This window comes from Pseudovibrio ascidiaceicola, from assembly GCF_900114245.1.
GTDB lineage: Bacteria > Pseudomonadota > Alphaproteobacteria > Rhizobiales > Stappiaceae > Pseudovibrio > Pseudovibrio ascidiaceicola.
The window spans coordinates 14,470-31,915 of the sequence record NZ_FOSK01000002.1 but is presented as its reverse complement, the minus strand read 5'-3'; the positions used below and the strand labels follow the sequence as shown (position 1 = coordinate 31,915).

Genomic DNA, 17,446 nt, shown 5'->3' with positions numbered 1-17,446 from the left:
AAAATCTGAAAGCAGCTTAAGCGTTTGCGAGATCGCGTGCTTTAGCAACTTCTGCAGTTGCTGCTTCTGCCAGCTCAAGAGCTTTCAAACCGTCGAAACCGTTTGGAGAGATCTCGGAACCACTGGTCAAAGCGTCAACGAAGGCAGCCAGCTCAATGCGGTAAGCTGCTTCATAGCGCTCCATGAAGAAGTCCATGAGAGGCTCAGCAGTGTAACCTTCGCCGTTTGCAACAGTCACAGTGGTGGTACGCATGTTTTCTGCAGACACCATGCCCTTAGAGCCGTGCACTTCCACGCGCTGGTCGTAACCGTATGTTGCGCGGCGGGAGTTGGTGATGGTGCAGATCTTGCCGCTTGCCGTTTTCAAAGTTGCAGTTGCCGTGTCCACGTCACCAGCTGCGCCGATCTCTTCAGAAACGATCGCGCTGCCCATTGCGTTCACTTCAACAACTTCTTCGCCAAGCAGGAAGCGAGCCATGTCAAAGTCATGGATCATCATGTCTTTGAACAGACCGCCGGAGCGCTTCACGTAGTCGACTGGTGGCGGGGAAGGGTCACGAGAGGTGATCTGAACCATCTCAACGTCACCAATCACACCAGCTTCAATCTGGCGCTTCACTTCAGCGAAGTTCGGGTCAAAACGACGATTGAAGCCAACCATCAGCTTTGCGCTGGTCTCTTCAACAACCTTCAGGCATTCGCGCACACGGTCACCATCCAGATGGATTGGTTTTTCGCAGAAGATTGCCTTACCAGCACGCGCAGCCTGCTCAATCTGCTCAGCGTGCAGATCAGTTGGGGTCGCGATGATCACAGCATCAATAGCCGGGTCATTCATGATGGCATCAAGGCCGTCAACACGTGCACCTGTCTGAGCTGCGATCTCTTTTGCAGCATCTTCAAACGGGTCGAACACAGCAGCCAGCTTGGCATTTTCAAGCTGGCTCACAGCTTTTGCGTGGGTCTTGCCAATACGGCCAGCTCCCAACAGGCCAATTGAAACAGTCATAGCTTATCTTTCACAACAGCGTTTATATCGCGCATTTCCAACGAATGCCTGGTGGTTTCCGGAGAACCTACGCGTTTATTAAACGCATGTTCCCAGCAAAATAGCTCTGGGAACATGCGGATATCAGGTGCCTTAGGCGTCCGCAGGTTTAGCGTCGCGCTGAGCAATCCAGTCGTGGTCAGGGTGGTTCTGGAAGCGCCATTTGCGCATCGGGCCAGCCATCACATTCAGGTAGTACATCTCGTAGCCATAAGGGGAGCCACACGGATGGTGACCTTTTGGTACAAGCACAACATCCCCGCTGGACATGGCAATCGCCTCATCCAGCTCACCATCTTCAGTGAACACACGCTGGAAGCCGAAACCTTGGTCCGGGTTGAGACGGTGATAATACGTCTCTTCCAGATAGGTCATTTCCGGGAAGTTATCTTCATCATGACGATGCGGAGGATAAGAGGACCAGTTGCCCTGAGGGGTATAAACCTCAGTCACCAGCAGGCTCTCTGCAAAGTCTTGGTCTTCCATGGCAATCGGGTGGATGTAGCGGGTGTTGGCACCAACGCCGCGCTCAACACTTGGAATATCATCCGGGCCAATCACACGGGCAGGATAGCTGCCGTCTTTTGCAGGGGCAGTACACACAGCCAGTGTCAGCTTGGTAACAGCGGTTGCGCTCCACTCAGCTCCGGCAGGAACGTACACACACCATGGCTTGATGCGCTCAAACACGTTCTTGCGCTCACCAAGTGTGCCAAAGTCCTGACCATCGGAGGTGATGGACGCTTTGCCTTCCACGATAACCAGAATGGCTTCTTTGCCCTTCATCAGCTCCTTGGCGCTTGCGCCCGGTTCCAGATGGTAAAGGCCAAAGCCAACGTAGCCCCAACCGGCGCTTTCAGGCGTGATGTCATGCACCTTGCCCTCTTTACCATTGGGTTTTACGAGAAGCTTGCTCATGCGACTACCTTCTTATCAAGACCAGCGCTAACAGCCATCTCGCGCAGTGCTATCAGGCCCATGCTCTGGTATGTGAACGGATTACGCTGATCAGGATCCTGCTCTGCTTCAATCACCAGCCAGCCCTCATAGCCATGCTCGGCTGCAACCTTCAGCACAGGTTCAAAATCAACGCCGCCTTCTTTATCGCCAGGAACGGTGAACACACCGCGGCGGACGCCTTCCAGGAAGCTCAGGCGCTCGCCTTCAACCTGTGCACGGACAGTCGGGCGAACGTTCTTCGCATGCAAATGACGCACACGAGCCATATGCTTCTTGGCAACTTCTACCGGATCTGCACCACCAAACCATGCATGGCCAGTGTCCAGCAGCAGGTAGGTGTTCGGTCCGGTCACGTCCATAAAGCGATCAATCTCTTCACCGCTCTGTACCACAGTACCCATGTGGTGATGGTAAACGAGCGAGATGCCCTGTTCAGCACAATAAGCAGCAACCGCTTCAACGTCAGCGCCAAACTTTGCCCACTGGTCGTCAGCAAGCACAGGCTTGTCTGCCAGCGGTGTGTCATCAGCACCGTGGATCGCGTTGGAAGTTTCACAAGTGATGCAGACCTTGCAGCCCATGGCTTTGAGCAGGTCGAGGTGCGGCTGGATCGCCTTCTTTTCCTCTTCAACGCTATGCGCCAACAGGTTCAGGGAATGCCAGCCGGAAACAAAGGCAAGACCATGCGGGTCGAGCGCAGCTTTTAAAGCAGCTGGCTCGGTTGGCATCTTGTGGCCCTTTTCAATGCCGTCAAAGCCGATTTTGCCAGCCTCGCTCAGGCACTGTTCCAGAGAAATGTGCGCACCAAGAGTACGGTCGTCGTCATTGCTCCACGCAATTGGGTTGGTTCCGTAACGGATCATTGGCCTTAGTCCCCCAAACGCTGATTGATCAGCGCATGCTCATAGCCCTTGCGAGCTTCATTAACTTCTTTTCTTTTTGATACTTCTGGCACAGCAACATCCCACCAGTGGCCACCTTCCGGCATGGTTGGCAGCGGATCGGTGTCGATCACAATGCAGTAGGACTTGGTGCTGGCTTTTGCACGCTCCAGAGCTTCACTCAGCTCATCAATGCTTTTCACGTGCTCAGAGGTTGCCCCCATTGCACCCGCATGAGCAGCAAAATCAATGTTGGATGGCTCAACGTGGTAAGCGTCATCCAACAGATTGTTGAAGTTGTCACCACCGGTTGCCATCTGCAAACGGTTGATGCAGCCGTAACCGCGGTTGTCCAGCAGCACCAGAATGATCTTGTGACCCAGCATGACAGAAGTCGCCAGCTCGGAGTTCATCATCATGTAGCTGCCATCGCCAACCATGACGACCACTTCGTTCTCAGGCTTGGCCATCTTCACGCCAAGACCACCGGCAATCTCGTAGCCCATGCAGGAGAAGCCGTATTCCAGATGGTAACCACCCGGCTTGTCGGTCTTCCAAAGCTTATGCAGTTCGCCCGGCAGGCCGCCAGCCGCACACACAACAGTGGTGTCAGCGTTGGAGGCACGCTGAACAGCGCCAATCACCTGCGCATCAGTTGGCAGCTCATTGCCGCCCTCAGGGGCAGCTGTTGCATTCTCAACGGCGCAGAGCCAGGTCGCAAGGTGAGACGCAGTCTCGGTCGCAGCCTTCCAGTCGCCTAAGTTCTGGCTGAGAGCTTGCAAGCCAACACGCGCATCACACACCAGCGGAAGCGCATTGTGCTTGCCACTGTCATAAGACGCGGCGTTCAGCTGCAAGATACGACGATCCGGGTTCTTAAACAGTGCCCAGGAGCCTGTCGTGAAGTCCTGCAGGCGTGTGCCAACTGCGATGATCAGATCAGCATCTTCCGCAATCGCATTCGCAGCAGCAGAACCGGTCACACCAATACTGCCCAGATTCAGCTCATGATCCCATGGCAGAGCGGACTTGCCAGCCTGCGTTTCAGCAACCGGTACATTGTGTGTCTCAGCAAAGCTCTTCAGATCATCCGTTGCCAGAGAGTAGTGCACACCACCACCAGCAATGATCATTGGCTTCTTCGCAGCGCGGATAGCAGCAACCGCAGTTTCCAGCTCCAGCGCATCTGGTGCAGGGCGGCGGAAGTGCAGGGTGCGCTCTTCAAAGAAGCTCAGTGGCCAGTCAAATGCTTCTGCCTGCACATCCTGACACATGGCCAGAGTTACAGGACCGCACTCAACCGGATCAGTCATAACCGCCATAGCGCGTGGCAGAGCAGTCAGCAGTTGCTCAGGGCGCTGGATGCGGTCATAGTAACGGCTTACAGGGCGGAAAGTGTCATTTGCACTGACGGTGCCATCCTGAAAGTCTTCAATCTGCTGAAGTACTGGGTCCGGCGCACGGTTTGCAAACACGTCACCTGGCAACAGCAGAACCGGCAGGCGGTTCACGTGAGCCAGCGCAGCAGCAGTCACCATGTTGGTCGCACCGGGACCAATAGAGGTGGTCACAGCCATCGCACGGCGACGGTTGGATGCTTTGGCATAGGAAATAGCCGCATGGGCCATACCTTGCTCGTTGTGACCGCGGTAGGTCGGCAGCGTGTCCTGAGCGTGATAAAGCGCTTCACCAAGACCCGCCACGTTACCGTGACCGAAAATAGCCCAGACCCCAGCAATAAAGCTGTCTCCCTCAGGCGTCTTCTGGGCTGCTAGATAGCGAACCAGAGCCTGCGCGGCTGTTAATCTGATCGTGCTCATGCAACTTCTTTCTTATCCATTCGGGCCTGCTCCCAGACAGATCCGAGGCCTTCAAATTTTGCAGCCATGTTAGCGATGGCTTCTTCGTCAGAAATGTTTCCGCCAAGCCACTTTTCAGCAGCTTCAGCAAAAATAGTGCGGCCCACAGCAAAACCTTTCACAAGGTCATACTTGCCTGCAACCTCAAAGCTCGCAGCGAGCTCCTCAGCTGGTGCATCAAGGCCAAGAACAACAATACCGCGGCACCAAGGATCATTTGACTTGATCGCGTCACAAGCTTTCTGCCAGCCTGCGTCAGTCTTCAATGGCTCCAGCTTCCACCAGTCAGGGTAAACACCCAGATCATAGAAGCGCTGAATAATAGTCGCGGTGGTATCATCATCAACCGGTCCAACCTTGGACGGGATGACTTCCAGCAAAAATTCCAGATTATTTTCACGGCATGCATGCGCAAGGCGTAAAATGGTCTCTTCCTGACGGGCCTTCATCTCAGCGCTGTCATCTGGATGGTAGAAGCACAGCACCTTGACCACATGCTCAACCGGCCATTCCGCCAGCTGCGAACCAAGGTCTGGGCCGATCTCCAGCTCCAGTGGGCGAGAGCCTGGCAGTTCAACCGGACGGCCAATCCAAAGACCGGAACCCGTTGCTTTGAACAGAGCTTCCTCACCAAGACGGCCATCGCATAAAATGCCGTAGTCGTCACCGCCAGCACGAACCTGTTGAGCAGCTTTGAGGCAAAGCTCTTTAAACTCAGGGATCTTGTCTTCGGACGCGCCAACTTTGGCTGCCATGTCTTCCAGCTGAGAGCGATGGTCGAAGGCAAACACCTTCATGTTGGACCACTCACCCTTGCGGTTGGTAGACCAGTGGATCTGCTCCAGCTTCTTGTCTTTGCGCAGAGCATGCTCGGAGGAACCGTTATCAAGGAACCACTGCAGCTCTTCCCAGCTTGGGTAAGCAGGCGCACAGCCATGACGGGACACAGCAAACGCACCACACGCATTCGCATAGGTGAGGGTGGTCTCCCAGGTTTCATCCTTCAGCCAGCCGCGCAGCAGGCCAGACATAAAGCCATCGCCCGCGCCAAGCACGTTGAACACTTCAATCGGGAAGCCCGGACCGGACTTGCCATCATCAAGGCTCGCGCCAATCTCGTCTTCAAACACCACAGCGCCCATCGGGCCACGCTTGCAAACAAGAGCAGCCTTGCTGACCTTGCGCACGGCATTCAGCGCTTCAAGCGTGTTGGTAGAACCGCCTGCGATATGGAACTCTTCTTCCGTACCAACGATCAGATCAAACAGGTGCAGGTGCTTTTGCAGCTCAGCAGTCACCTTTTCAGAGGCGATGAAACGCTCTTCACCATCACCATGGCCCGCAAGACCCCAAAGGTTCGGGCGATAGTCAATGTCCAGAGCCGTGCGGGAACCGTTCTCTTTCGCAAGACGCAGCGCTTTTAAAACAGCAGCTTCCGTGCGTGGATGCGAGAGGTGGGTACCGGTAACAGTCACACAGCCAGCTGAGGCGATGAACTCAGGATCAATATCATCTTCGCACAGCGCCATGTCGGCACAGTTCTCGCGATAGAAAATCAGCGGAAACTGCTCTTTGTCGCGAATGCCAAGAATAACAAGGGCGGTCAGGCGGTCCTTGTCAGTAACAAGACCATCAACGCAAACGCCTTCTTTAACCAGCTGCTCGCGGATGAAGCGGCCCATGTGCTCATCCCCTACGCGGGAGATAAGGGCAGATTTCAGCCCAAGACGGGCTGTTCCGACTGACATATTGGTTGGTGAGCCGCCGACATACTTATTAAATGAAGACATGTCTTCCAGTCGGCTGCCAACCTGCGTTCCATACAGGTCGACCGATGACCGGCCGATTGTGATGACATCAAGTGATTTCAACGGATTCTCCCAATCAGGTACTAGCATTTCCTGAAAGATTACATATTCCAAAAATAATCACAAGTGGAATATCTGTTCAAAATAGAATGAGCTTTGTTCCAAAATTTTAAACAGGCTCCTTTCCAATTTCAGTCCTTTGCCGGCTTCCCGTTGATTCCTTAGAGGTACTCTAGGAGAGGGACGTCCACTTTCGCGCATCGCCAACGGCAACAGCGATAGAAGTCGCAAGACACATGGTTGTGGAGAGTGATCTGAACGCGCCGTGCTCGGCCTCATTAACCTCCAGAACGGTTGAAGAAACGCGGGCAATTGGAGACAGAACGCTGTCGGTCAGGGATATAACAGAGACGCCCCGACCAAAGGCCTTGCTCGCAAACTCAACCACCTCAGGAGAGTAGGGACTGAAGGTCGCCACAAACAAAGCATCGTTCTCATTGATGAACTGAACACGCTCTTCCAGAATGCCGCCTGTGTATTCCAGAAGGTTCGTTCTCACGCCCATCTTGCCCAATGTATAGTGTAGGTAGCTGACGACCGGGTATGCACGTCTCAGGCCTAATAAGTGTATGTTTTCTGCAGCTGACAGCGCTTCAATGGAGCGCTCAAGAGCGACTGTGTCGACCTGGCGCAGAAGATCATCAAGCGACTGTTTGGAGCGTTCTACAAAGTTGCCAAGAATGCTGCCCGGAGTGTTTGTTCCACTCTCGCGGATCTTCGTCAGGCGCTCTGTATACTCAGAGTTGCGGCCAACCAACTGTCCCTGAAAGATCTGCTGCATCTGCGAGAAGCCGTCAAACCCAAGCGTTTGAGCAAAGCGAACAAGAGTAGAAGGCTGCACGCCTGCAGCACTGGCAATCTCAGCTGTAGTGCCAAGAGCGATTCTGTCTGGATTCGCCAAAGCATATCTTGCGCACTGCAAAAGGCGCTTGGGCATGCTGTCCGAAAGAGTACTTATTCGAGCTTTCAGGCTCTCGTAATCCGAGGGAATGTCTGGGCTAATTGCGTCTAAATTCTGTGTCATGAAAAAAATCTATTCCAAAACTTGAAAAACCGCAATGTACGTTCTATAAATTTGGAATGAATTTTCTGAATTGCTAAAATTTGGATGAATTCTACGATTGTAGGGCCGGTTACACGTGCTCTGTCCATCACCCTTTTAAAGTGCTGATTCAGCACGCATTTGCCGCAATCAGGCTTGCGTTGATATAATGGGGGGTGATGGGTGCTTTTGCCCGTGGGACGGCTGAGCACTACAATTCGTGCGGAAACGCATTCGAACTCTGGTGTTTGTGGACGAGATAAACATCAGACTTCTAGGGGAAACCCTAACTTAAAATTGGCAAACGCCAATCTTGGGAGGTTTATATGAAAATGACTTTACGCGCGTTCGTAGCTGCTGCTGCGATCATGACTGCACCTGCTGTAATGGCTGCTGACATCATTGTTGTGAGCCACGGCCAGGCAAATGACCCATTCTGGTCTGTTGTTAAAAACGGTGTAGACAAAGCAGCAAAAGACAGCGGCGCTAACGTTTCTTACCGTGCTCCAGAAACTTTTGACATGGTGGCCATGAGCCAGCTGATCGATGCAGCGATCGTTCAGGAGCCGGACGGAATTGTTGTGTCCATTCCAGATGGTGACGCGCTCGGCCCATCCATTACCAAAGCAGTAGAAGCTGGCATCCCTGTCATCTCCATGAACTCCGGTAGTGATGTGTCTGCAAGCTTTGGCGCTTTGTTGCACGTGGGCCAGGATGAGTATGACGCTGGTAAAGCAGCAGGCGAAAAGCTTGCTGACATGGGCGGCAAAGTCGGCATCTGCGTAAACCAGGAAGTGGGCAACGTGTCCCTTGACCTGCGTTGTGACGGTTTTGCAGCTGGCTTTGGCGGCAACGTAACTGTTGTTCCAACCAACAACGATCCAGCTGAAGTTGAAGCGAAGATCAAGGCAACTCTGGAATCCAACGAAGACATCGACACCATCATGGGTCTTGGTGCATCTCTCGTAGGTGAGCCAGCAGTGGCAGCTGTTGAAGCAGTTGGACGCACTGGTGAAGTTAATGTTGCAACCTTCGATATGTCTGCAGGCTTCCTGCAGTCAGTCGCTGACGGTAAAGCAGCATTTGCAATCGACCAGCAGCAGTTCCTTCAGGGCTACCTGCCCGTTATCTTCCTGGCTCTCAATGCAGAGTACGGACTTATCCCTGGTGGCAACGTTCCATCCGGTCCAAACCTGATCACCGCTGATAAAGCCGGTCAGGTTGTAGAGCTGTCCGCTCAAGGCATCCGCTAAGGAGCTTTGCTGTGGGAGGGGTGCACGCATCCCTCTCATTTCATGCAAAACTGAGGGAAATAAAATGTCCGATCTTGCTGTTGAGAGCGCGGACGAAAGAGTAAAAAACGTCTCGCTCATATCCCGGCTCATGAAGCGTCCTGAACTCGGCGCCATTGCTGGCCTTGCTCTCGTAACAATCTTCTTTCTTTTTACTGCTGACCCTAAGATGTTCACCCTCGCGGGGATCCTGAACTTCATGACGCCTGCTGCCCAACTCGGCATTCTGGCAATTGGGGCGGCACTTCTCATGATCGGCGGTGAGTTTGACCTCTCCGTTGGCTCCATGGTTGCGTTCACAGGCCTGATTTTCGGCGCGGCAATGGTCACCTTTGACCTGCCACTCTATGCAGCGATCATCGTCACCTTCATGGCTGCTGCTGCGATGGGGGCCATAAACGGACAGATCGTCATCCGCACAGGTCTGCCATCCTTCATTGTAACGCTTGCGTTCCTGTTTATCCTGCGCGGCCTGTCTCTGGTTGGCCTCAAAGCGGCAACCGGCGGCTCAACTCAGCTGCGCGGCATCCGTGCAGAATTTGAAGGCAGCTGGCTTGCTGACTTCTTCAGTGGAGAAGCGTTCACACCATTCTTCTACTGGCTGGCCGAAGCTGGCTGGATCGACACCTTCAAGTCCGGCAAGCCGAAAGTAGACGGCATCCCGGTTGATATTCTCTGGTTTGTCCTGCTGGCACTTCTGGCAACTTGGGTTCTGCTTCGCTCCCCATTTGGCAGCTGGATCTTTGCAGCGGGTGGTGACAGCAACGCAGCAAGTAATTCCGGCGTGCCAGTGCGCAAGGTCAAGATGTACCTGTTCATGTTCACCGCATGCTGTGCAGCTCTTGTCGCAATCCTGACTGTTATGGATGCAGGCTCAACAGATGCTCGTCGTGGCTTCCAGAAGGAGTTTGAGGCAATCATTGCAGCGGTGATCGGCGGCTGTTTGCTGACAGGCGGTTACGGTTCCGCAATTGGTGCTTTCTTCGGCTCCATCATCTTCGGAATGGTGCTGATCGGCCTCAGCTACACCAACATCGATCAGGACTGGTATCTGGTCTTCCTCGGTTCCATGCTGCTGATCGCGGTGTTGTTTAACAACATGATCCGCAAGCGCGTCACAGGGGAGCGCTGATCATGACGACACCTATTGTTGAGATGAAGAACATCGAAAAGCATTTTGGCTCTGTCATTGCTTTGGCTGGTGTTTCGTTCTCCGTCATGCCCGGCGAAGTGCATTGTCTGCTTGGTGACAATGGTGCAGGTAAATCCACCTTCATCAAAACCATGTCCGGCGTGCACAAGCCAAGTAAGGGCGAGATCGTCGTGGATGGTCAAAAGCACGTCTTTGAAAGCCCACGTGATGCCATGAATGCAGGCATTGCAACGGTGCATCAGGACCTTGCGATGATCCCCCTCATGTCCATCACCCGCAACTTCTGGCTTGGCCGCGAGCCGGTTAAGAAGTTCGGACCAATCTCTTACTTTGATCACAAGTACGCAAACGAAGTGACCATGGAAGAGATGTCCAAGATGGGTATCAACCTGCGTGAACCAGACCAGGCCGTGGGCACACTGTCCGGCGGGGAACGTCAGACAGTCGCAATCGCACGAGCCGTTTACTTCGGCGCGAAGGTCCTCATCCTCGACGAGCCAACCTCTGCTCTTGGCGTACGCCAGACTTCAAACGTGCTCTCGACTATGGACAAAGTCCGCAAAAAGGGTGTTGGCGTCGTGTTCATTTCGCACAACGTACGCCACGCCATGGCAGTGGGTGACCGCTTCACAGTGCTGAACAGGGGCAAAACCCTCGGCACTGCGAAGAAGGGTGAAATCACCGCTGAGGAACTACAAGATCTCATGGCTGGCGGGCAGGAGCTTGCCAGTTTGGAGGCATCACTGGGCGGCACTGTTTGATGTGTATTCCCGAAGATCGCAGATCGGTTTTCGGGTCAGGCATACGCAACATTCAGAATGTTCAGTGAGACACTGAGGAGCGGCATTGCCCGATCATGCCGCTCCTTCATTTTATCAATGCCCCGCCTCATAGCACGTTCTATTCTAGGGGCACTTCCAGGATTACTGAGATGGAAAAAATCGGCGTAGGTCTGATTGGAACCGGATACATGGGCAAATGTCATGCTCTGGCATGGAATGCTGTATCCGGTGTGTTTGGTGGTGAGCTGAAGCCAGAATTGGTGACGCTTGCTGAGGTGAATGAAGAGCTGGCAGCAGCACGTGCAAAAGACTTCGGCTTTGCCAAGTCAACGGGCAACTGGCGCGATATGTTGGCAGATCCCGATATTCACATTATCTCGATTACCACGCCGAATGAGTTCCACCCGGAAATGGCAATCGCAGCTCTGGAAGCTGGCAAGCACGTCTATTGCGAAAAGCCAATGGCTCCGTCCTACGCGGACGCGCAGAAGATGCTGGAAGCCTCCCGAAAGTCCGGCAAGAAAACTTTCCTGGGGTACAACTACATCCAAAATCCCATGATGCGCCGCATCCGTGACCTGTTGAATGCAGGTGAAATCGGAGAAGTGCTGCAAGTCCGACTGGAAATGGACGAAGACTTCATGGCCAACCCGGATGATGAATGGGGCATCAAAAGCGGCGCAGCTTCCGGCTTTGGCGCACTGGATGACTTTGGCGTGCACACCATGTCTCTCCTCATGGCTCTGGACCTGCGCATCTCAAAAGTCATGTGCCACATGACCAAACCATATGCGACCCGTAAGGACGCAGCAGGCAACGACAAAGCTGTTGAGACCTATGATGCAGCCACCGTGCTGTTTGAACTGGAAAACGGCGGCAACGGCACCCTCCAGCTCAACCGCTCTGCATGGGGCCGTAAAGGCCGTATTGCAGCGCAGATCTTCGGCTCAAAAGGGTCTATCGTTTATGATCAGGAACGCATGAACGAAATGCACGTCTACAAAGCTGAAGGTGACGTGGCAGGGCAGGGCTATACCACGGTTCTGGCAGGGCCAGCCCATGCACCATACGACCGCTTCATCCCGGCTCCGGGCCACGGTCTCGGCTTTAACGATCTGAAGATTATTGAAGTAAACGAGATCCTGAAAAGCCTCCAGGGTGAAGACAGTCACCTTATCGACTTCGAACGCGGTATCTTCATCGAGGGTCTCGTTCAGACCATGGCCAAATCTCACGAACAGGCCAGTTGGGTCACTGTCTAAGGTTTTTGAGAATGAGAGAGAATTAAGGGCGCTTGAACAGCGCCCTTTTTTATGGCCTGACTTCTTTCGTGCAATACACTCTGCGAAAAAAAAGATTTAACCCCCTAAAAGCCTTTGGGAAAACTCATTGAGGTGCTGGACAGAAGAAATCTGGCACCCTATAAGACCCTCACCTCAGCGGGGCACACTGCCCAACGCGAAATGCCCGGATAGCTCAGTTGGTAGAGCAGCGGATTGAAAATCCGCGTGTCGGTGGTTCGAATCCGCCTCCGGGCACCACTTATCTCCTTGAAATTACTAGATAATAAATCGAGCATTCGCTCAGCTTTCTCAAGGTTTGACACTTTTTTCGGCATGGTTTGACACTTTTGCTCCAACCGCTTGCTGAACTCTTCCCCGCGCAAAGTGATTTCCTTCTCAAATCGGACAGCAATATCCGACATGCTTTTGCGCAAATCAGCTCCCTTGGCATAAAGCCGTGCCATCGCTTCTGTCTCATGTCCCAGTGCGGCGGCAAGGTCTCTGTCGTTCAGCCCAATCTCCCGTAAAATAGTCGCCACCGTATGCCGCAGACCATAAAGAGTAAGGCCCGGCTCAATCAGGCTCTTGTCTTCTAATTGGATGCGTAGTTTGCGCCATGATGCTCTGAACCCCGAAACAGTCCATGATTGCCCTCTGGAGTTTGCGCAAAGCGTTGGCGCTTCGTGATCTGGCGCTTCATCAAGAGCTGCTTTCAAAGGTGCGATGACAGGCCAAAAGACTGGGGCCCCTGTTTTGGCTCGCCGGGTTGAGATGAAACCATTTTGGTATTGTTGCTTGGCAAGTGTAAGCGCGTCTTGCGGACCAAGTCCCGTATACATCATCAAGGTAAGGGCAGGGACCATCTGAGCAGGGGCGTGTTTTAAAACGATCCTGCGCTCGTCATCCGTCCAGGGCCTGTTGGCGATTGGAGCGTTCTTAGGTTTGCGAATGGATTTAACCCCAAGAGCAGGGTTTTCTTTGACGAACCCACGTTCTTTGCCCCAAGAAAACAAAACAGAGAGCACTTGTTTTACATAGTTAGCAAAGCGCCGCTTACGCTGTTCCTCTGCTTTATCTCTGAGTTTGACTATGAAGGGTGAGGTAAAGCGGGAGAGGGGTGTGTTGTTGATTGGCGCCAGATAATCAAAGACCTTCTGGTAGTCCGACTTGGTGCGCTCAGCCAACTCAAGAAAGGCAGAGCTGGCGCGATACTTGTCAATCAGATTGCCGAGCGTGCCCGGCCTGCTGGTATCAGCCATTGACATCAAGCTTGTCAGTCGCTCGCATTCCGCCAGAAAGGCAGCACTGCCAATTGGCGCTTTTTCCAGATTGATCGGCTCACCAGTCTTGCGATGATAACACCGCAGCTTGCCATGCTGGTCATTGAAGATCTTAAAGCCTTTGACCCGGATTATCGTCATATCAGGCTCCCAGCTGATTGAGGAGATCATCATCCGATGGACGGCTGTCTTCCTTTAAGCCTTCAATCCAGCGATCCAGATCCTTGACGTCCCAGACCTTGCGCCCTCCGGGAAGAAGAACAGCGGGAACCGGGCAATTGGCCAGGAAGCTGGTTGCACTTAGTCCGCAATAGGAAGCCGCATCAGCTCTCTTCAGCATGCGATACGGCTGGATACTCAAGTTCAACTGCGCTCTCGCCATATCGATCCCCTCTCGATCTTCAGGCTATAGAAGTTTTGATGCCGATAGCATGGGCCTGTGATTTAATGAGCCAAAGCGATTACTCGCTCTCCTCACGAACCTTTGTGCAAGACACCAGCACTTTCAAAAACAAAGCGCCACAATCGACAATATGATAGGCAGGCTGACGTTTTGAGCTTCGCATAATCTGAGTGATCGCCTCCAGAAGCTCTTCCAGTCCGAGATGCATCTCTATCTGAATATTTTCCTCATCCATTGCATTGTTGCAAAGGCAGAAAACACTACTTTCTGTGCCAAGAATACCAGACCATTTGTTGGCGAGCTGCTGTGAGACAGTCCCGGCAATCAGCTCTGCAATCGTATTTGTGCAATGAGAGCGTACCATGTTGTGGTAGGTGGCAACGGCCATCAGATCATTAAAGGTATATCGGGTCCAGCCTTGGCGCTCGCCCTCAAGCACCAATTGCTTCCGCCGCCTCCAGACCCGCAACGTCTCGATATTCATCCCAACGATCTTGGCAACTTCGGACGCCGTATATGTACGGCTGTAAGTGTCACTCTTCCCAGTCATGCTCGACTCACTTCTTGAATTGGGTCGAGAGTACCATTTTATTTAAATGGGTCAAGCGAAACGAAAGTGAATCTTCTAACTTACTGGTTTATATGGAGTGTCATGCTTTGGAGTTATGAAGAAGCTTAAGAGATGGATTAAACGCTTTGATGTAGTAGCAGAGGGGCCATTACCGGACATTGGAGTGGTTCTAGCTGAGGTTGAGACATCCTCAGCCGAAGGCTTCTAAAATAAACAAGTTCACGAACCAGAATTGCTCAACTGACCATTTGCAGGTTAGATAGACAGTGCTTTGTGCTTTTACCTCCTCAGATTGCAAGCCATTTTGCAGCTTTTGCAGCAACCCTTCTGCAGCAGTTTCATTCCCGACAACATGCGCCTTAAGCTCACCTGCGCAAAATGCTGAAAATCTGCACAGATGATGGATAGGTTCTGCAAAATAGCGTGGCACAACGATTTGCATGAAACATATTCTTACACACCATCAATTTGCGGCATTCTGGTTTGGTATGGCCTCAGCAATTCTGGCGTTTGAGCCTTTCCTCTGGCTGGTCCGAACTTGGTTTGATCCTTCCTATTCTTCTGGAGCAGTTTATCTTGTTGCCATTGCGAGTCTGCTCATCGTCTTAGCCGGGGTTTTAACACGTTTTCGCAAGAAGCTAGAGAACATCAACTTCACCAAAAGCGGTTATTTTTGGCGACAAAATCAGCGCCTATTTAAGCAAAAAGGCATTGACCGCACATTGCCATATAAACTGAGACGAGACAGTTGGTGGTTAGATTGAATGTTGAGGTAGATAGATCCAACATTTGATCATATACGGTACTAATCTAGGACCACGCGTGAGTACCAATGAGTGACCTCAATCAGCTAGCGCCGAGGCGCCATATGCAGTCGTTGAAGTGTTTTACAATGGGCAGCGAGAGGTTTGCCCGATAACTTCTACAATTACTCTTTACTGATCAGAGACTACTAAATCTCGATCCTCATTGAATGCAATGGGTACGTTGCGAAGTAGATATCATTAAGATAGTCATCCGCCCTCAATATGAAATGTGTCAACGCATGCCTGCAAACGCTTTGCGAATAGCATCCGCCATCGCGCCGCAGGTCTTGGTGTCGATGTTCGAGCCAAACTCAATCACCAGCTTGGATGCGGGCAATGCCGGAAATCCCTGCTCAGCGGAAAGCGGCGTGATGTCAGCCCCTAACATCCCTGCTCTCAGCACTCCGACAGCAACACCTGCGCGCACTGCTGCCGCAACACCTGTTGCGCTCTCGCTGGAATAGACGACCCGGTAGGTCTTCCCGCTCTCGTTCAGCGCATTCACCGCCATGTCCCGCCACCAACAGTCACGATCAAACAGCGCTACGGGCAAAGGATCAGCTTCATGCACTGCATGGGCGCGGGAGGCTGCCCAAACGACCTGCTCATTTTTTAACGGCTCCATGTTCAGCCCCAGTTCAGCAACCTCATGCACCGCGATATCCATCTGCCCAGAGGCCAGAGCCGCCGAATATCCAGTGCTCAAAGAACGCTGAACGTTGAGCTCCACCTTGGGGTTATCCCGCGCAAACTCGGCAATAATCTGCAAAAGCAGCTCGGAGCTATAATCATCAGGAACTCCAATACGCAACACCCCGGCAAGCTCTGCCCCGGTGAGCTCAGCAAAAATGTCGTTGAGCTCCCTAACAACCTTTCGGGCGACAGGCTCAAGCCGTTCCCCCGCAGCTGTAAGACGCACACCGCGCCCATGGCGCACAAACACAGCTTTGCCCAGCAGCTCTTCCAGTTTTCGGATCTGCACGCTGACAGCAGACTGGGTGCGATGGATCCTCTCCGCACCAGCCAAAATGCTGCCCGTATCCCTGACCGCAAGGAACGTTCTGAGCAAGTCACTATCCAGATGAGGCATGATAAGATTTCGCTTTCATTGATATCTGAATTTAAAGCTATTCGTTTCTTTAAATTCTTTCAAGTTGCTACCTTGCCGGCAACTTAAGAAAGGATGCTCCATGGCAAGCGAAAGCGCCCTCGCTCTCACAATCTCAAAGACGAAAATTCTGATCTCCATCGCACTCATGCTCATGGTAGCACTCGCGATTGCTTTTCCTATCCAAGCCAAGGAAACCCTCGTATTTGTTGCAATCAGCCTGCTTAAGGTCTCACCTCTGGTTATTCCTGGCATACTCATCGCCGCATGGGTGAGCGCCAGCGGTGCTAGTCGCCACATTGCTGAGGTCTTTAACGGCAATCTGCTGAAAACCATTATGGCCGCCTCATTGATAGGCGCGGTCACACCCGTGTGTGGTGTCACTGTTTTGCCGCTCATGGCCGCTCATGGCCGGTCTACTGGCCGCCGGTGTGCCACTCGCTCCGGTTATGGCCTTCTGGTTGTCATCACCTGTCACAGACCCAGCAATGCTTGCCACAACGGCTGCCACCCTGGGCATAAGCTTTGCCATTGGCAAAACCATTGCCGCTATGGGACTGGGCCTATTTGGTGGGGCCATAACCGCATTCGCCAGCAAACGCCCCTGGGCTCAATCAGTACTGCGTGAGAACACCCTCGTCGGAAACCTCGGCCAGACCTGTCAATCCGGAAAGGTTCAATGGACCATTTGGCGCTCACCAGCACATCGCCGTCATTTTCGCGAGGAGTTCATCGCAATCACCCGACTTGTACTGATCTGCCTGATCCCGGCCTTTGCCGCTGAGTTCGTGCTTCAAAGCCTGCTGGAACCTGAAGCCCTGACCGCATATGTCGGCGGCGATGTTTGGTGGGCCATTCCACTGGCAGTGTTTGTTGGTGCTCCGGCTTATCTGGATGGCTACGCCGCCTTGCCGTTAACCCGCTCGCTCATGGACCACGGCATGTCCTCTGGCGCAGCAATGGCATTTCTAGTGTCCGGCGGAGTGGTCAGCATCTGGGGTGCAATGGCAATCTTCCCAGTCCTGAAGATCAAACCGTTCCTCCTTTACCTCACCCTCGCCGTAACAGGTTCCATGACTGCGGGCTGGATCTTTGGGTTGATAAACTAGC

16 protein-coding genes, 1 tRNA gene and 1 pseudogene are annotated in these 17,446 nt (G+C 52.9%); 7 read left to right on the top strand and 11 right to left on the bottom strand.

Going from position 1 to position 17,446, the window contains the following annotated elements; genetic code table 11:
* Positions 1 to 16: 16 nt before the first annotated feature.
* The 6 genes from iolG to BM231_RS04335 form a co-directional block, all read right to left on the bottom strand.
* The gene (gene iolG / locus BM231_RS04360) at positions 17 to 1,009 is read right to left on the bottom strand and encodes an inositol 2-dehydrogenase (RefSeq protein ID WP_093517151.1); all 993 of its coding nucleotides are present in this window, start codon (positions 1,007 to 1,009) and stop codon (positions 17 to 19) included.
* A 132-nt stretch (positions 1,010 to 1,141) separates the two neighbouring features.
* Positions 1,142 to 1,966, bottom strand: a complete 825-nt coding sequence (gene iolB, locus BM231_RS04355; protein WP_093517150.1) for a 5-deoxy-glucuronate isomerase — start codon at positions 1,964 to 1,966, stop codon at positions 1,142 to 1,144.
* Positions 1,963 to 2,871, bottom strand: a complete 909-nt coding sequence (gene iolE / locus BM231_RS04350; protein ID WP_093517149.1) for a myo-inosose-2 dehydratase — start codon at positions 2,869 to 2,871, stop codon at positions 1,963 to 1,965. The genes iolB and iolE overlap by 4 nt, the downstream gene beginning before the upstream one ends.
* Before the next feature lie 5 nt (positions 2,872 to 2,876).
* Positions 2,877 to 4,709, bottom strand: a complete 1,833-nt coding sequence (iolD, locus tag BM231_RS04345; RefSeq protein ID WP_093517148.1) for a 3D-(3,5/4)-trihydroxycyclohexane-1,2-dione acylhydrolase (decyclizing) — start codon at positions 4,707 to 4,709, stop codon at positions 2,877 to 2,879.
* Positions 4,706 to 6,646: a bifunctional 5-dehydro-2-deoxygluconokinase/5-dehydro-2-deoxyphosphogluconate aldolase gene (locus tag BM231_RS04340; protein WP_167550266.1), complete on the bottom strand. Its 1,941-nt coding sequence runs from the start codon at positions 6,644 to 6,646 to the stop codon at positions 4,706 to 4,708. Before BM231_RS04340 ends, iolD begins: the two co-directional genes overlap by 4 nt.
* 142 nt (positions 6,647 to 6,788) lie before the next feature.
* The gene (locus tag BM231_RS04335; RefSeq protein WP_063287371.1) at positions 6,789 to 7,640 is read right to left on the bottom strand and encodes a MurR/RpiR family transcriptional regulator; all 852 of its coding nucleotides are present in this window, start codon (positions 7,638 to 7,640) and stop codon (positions 6,789 to 6,791) included.
* Between the two features lie 344 nt (positions 7,641 to 7,984).
* On the opposite strand from BM231_RS04335, the gene BM231_RS04330 reads away from it, so the two are divergent.
* The 5 genes from BM231_RS04330 (at position 7,985) to BM231_RS04310 (ending at position 12,426) form a co-directional block, all read left to right on the top strand.
* Positions 7,985 to 8,911, top strand: a complete 927-nt coding sequence (locus tag BM231_RS04330; RefSeq protein ID WP_093517144.1) for a sugar ABC transporter substrate-binding protein — start codon at positions 7,985 to 7,987, stop codon at positions 8,909 to 8,911.
* Positions 8,912 to 8,975: 64 nt separating this feature from the next.
* On the top strand, positions 8,976 to 10,082 hold the full coding sequence (locus BM231_RS04325; RefSeq protein ID WP_093517142.1) for an ABC transporter permease: 1,107 nt from the start codon (positions 8,976 to 8,978) through the stop codon (positions 10,080 to 10,082).
* A gap of 2 nt (positions 10,083 to 10,084) precedes the next feature.
* Entirely contained in the window at positions 10,085 to 10,864 is a 780-nt protein-coding gene (locus tag BM231_RS04320; RefSeq protein ID WP_063310046.1) for an ATP-binding cassette domain-containing protein, read from the top strand.
* Between the two features lie 170 nt (positions 10,865 to 11,034).
* Positions 11,035 to 12,147: a Gfo/Idh/MocA family protein gene (locus BM231_RS04315; protein ID WP_063301766.1), complete on the top strand. Its 1,113-nt coding sequence runs from the start codon at positions 11,035 to 11,037 to the stop codon at positions 12,145 to 12,147.
* Positions 12,148 to 12,350: 203 nt separating this feature from the next.
* A tRNA-Phe gene (locus BM231_RS04310) sits at positions 12,351 to 12,426 on the top strand.
* Positions 12,427 to 12,620: 194 nt separating this feature from the next.
* Here BM231_RS04310 and BM231_RS27520 read toward each other — a convergent pair.
* The 3 genes and pseudogenes from BM231_RS27520 to BM231_RS04295 all read right to left on the bottom strand — a co-directional run.
* A pseudogene (locus tag BM231_RS27520) lies at positions 12,621 to 13,010 on the bottom strand (tyrosine-type recombinase/integrase); the annotation flags it as partial.
* Between the two features lie 580 nt (positions 13,011 to 13,590).
* Positions 13,591 to 13,830: a hypothetical protein gene (locus BM231_RS04300; RefSeq protein WP_208609212.1), complete on the bottom strand. Its 240-nt coding sequence runs from the start codon at positions 13,828 to 13,830 to the stop codon at positions 13,591 to 13,593.
* A 79-nt stretch (positions 13,831 to 13,909) separates the two neighbouring features.
* Positions 13,910 to 14,401, bottom strand: coding sequence for a MerR family transcriptional regulator (locus BM231_RS04295; protein WP_075700502.1), 492 nt, complete (start codon positions 14,399 to 14,401; stop codon positions 13,910 to 13,912).
* A gap of 461 nt (positions 14,402 to 14,862) precedes the next feature.
* Here BM231_RS04295 and BM231_RS04285 point away from each other — a divergent pair, with 461 nt between their 5' ends.
* A complete protein-coding gene (locus tag BM231_RS04285) occupies positions 14,863 to 15,186 on the top strand; it encodes a hypothetical protein (RefSeq protein WP_093517138.1) in 324 nt (107 codons plus the stop codon).
* Between the two features lie 274 nt (positions 15,187 to 15,460).
* Here the strand turns inward: BM231_RS04285 and BM231_RS04280 are convergent, their stop codons facing one another.
* Together BM231_RS04280 and BM231_RS27115 are read right to left on the bottom strand one after the other, a co-directional pair.
* Positions 15,461 to 16,318, bottom strand: coding sequence for a LysR family transcriptional regulator (locus BM231_RS04280; RefSeq protein WP_093517136.1), 858 nt, complete (start codon positions 16,316 to 16,318; stop codon positions 15,461 to 15,463).
* Positions 16,319 to 16,333: 15 nt separating this feature from the next.
* Positions 16,334 to 16,735, bottom strand: coding sequence for a hypothetical protein (locus tag BM231_RS27115; RefSeq protein WP_208860083.1), 402 nt, complete (start codon positions 16,733 to 16,735; stop codon positions 16,334 to 16,336).
* 8 nt (positions 16,736 to 16,743) lie between these two features.
* Between BM231_RS27115 and BM231_RS04275 the strand changes: the two genes are divergently transcribed.
* Positions 16,744 to 17,445 carry a permease gene (locus BM231_RS04275; protein WP_208860082.1) on the top strand — a complete coding sequence of 234 codons (702 nt, stop codon included), beginning with the start codon at positions 16,744 to 16,746 and terminating at the stop codon, positions 17,443 to 17,445.
* Position 17,446: the final 1 nt, after the last annotated feature.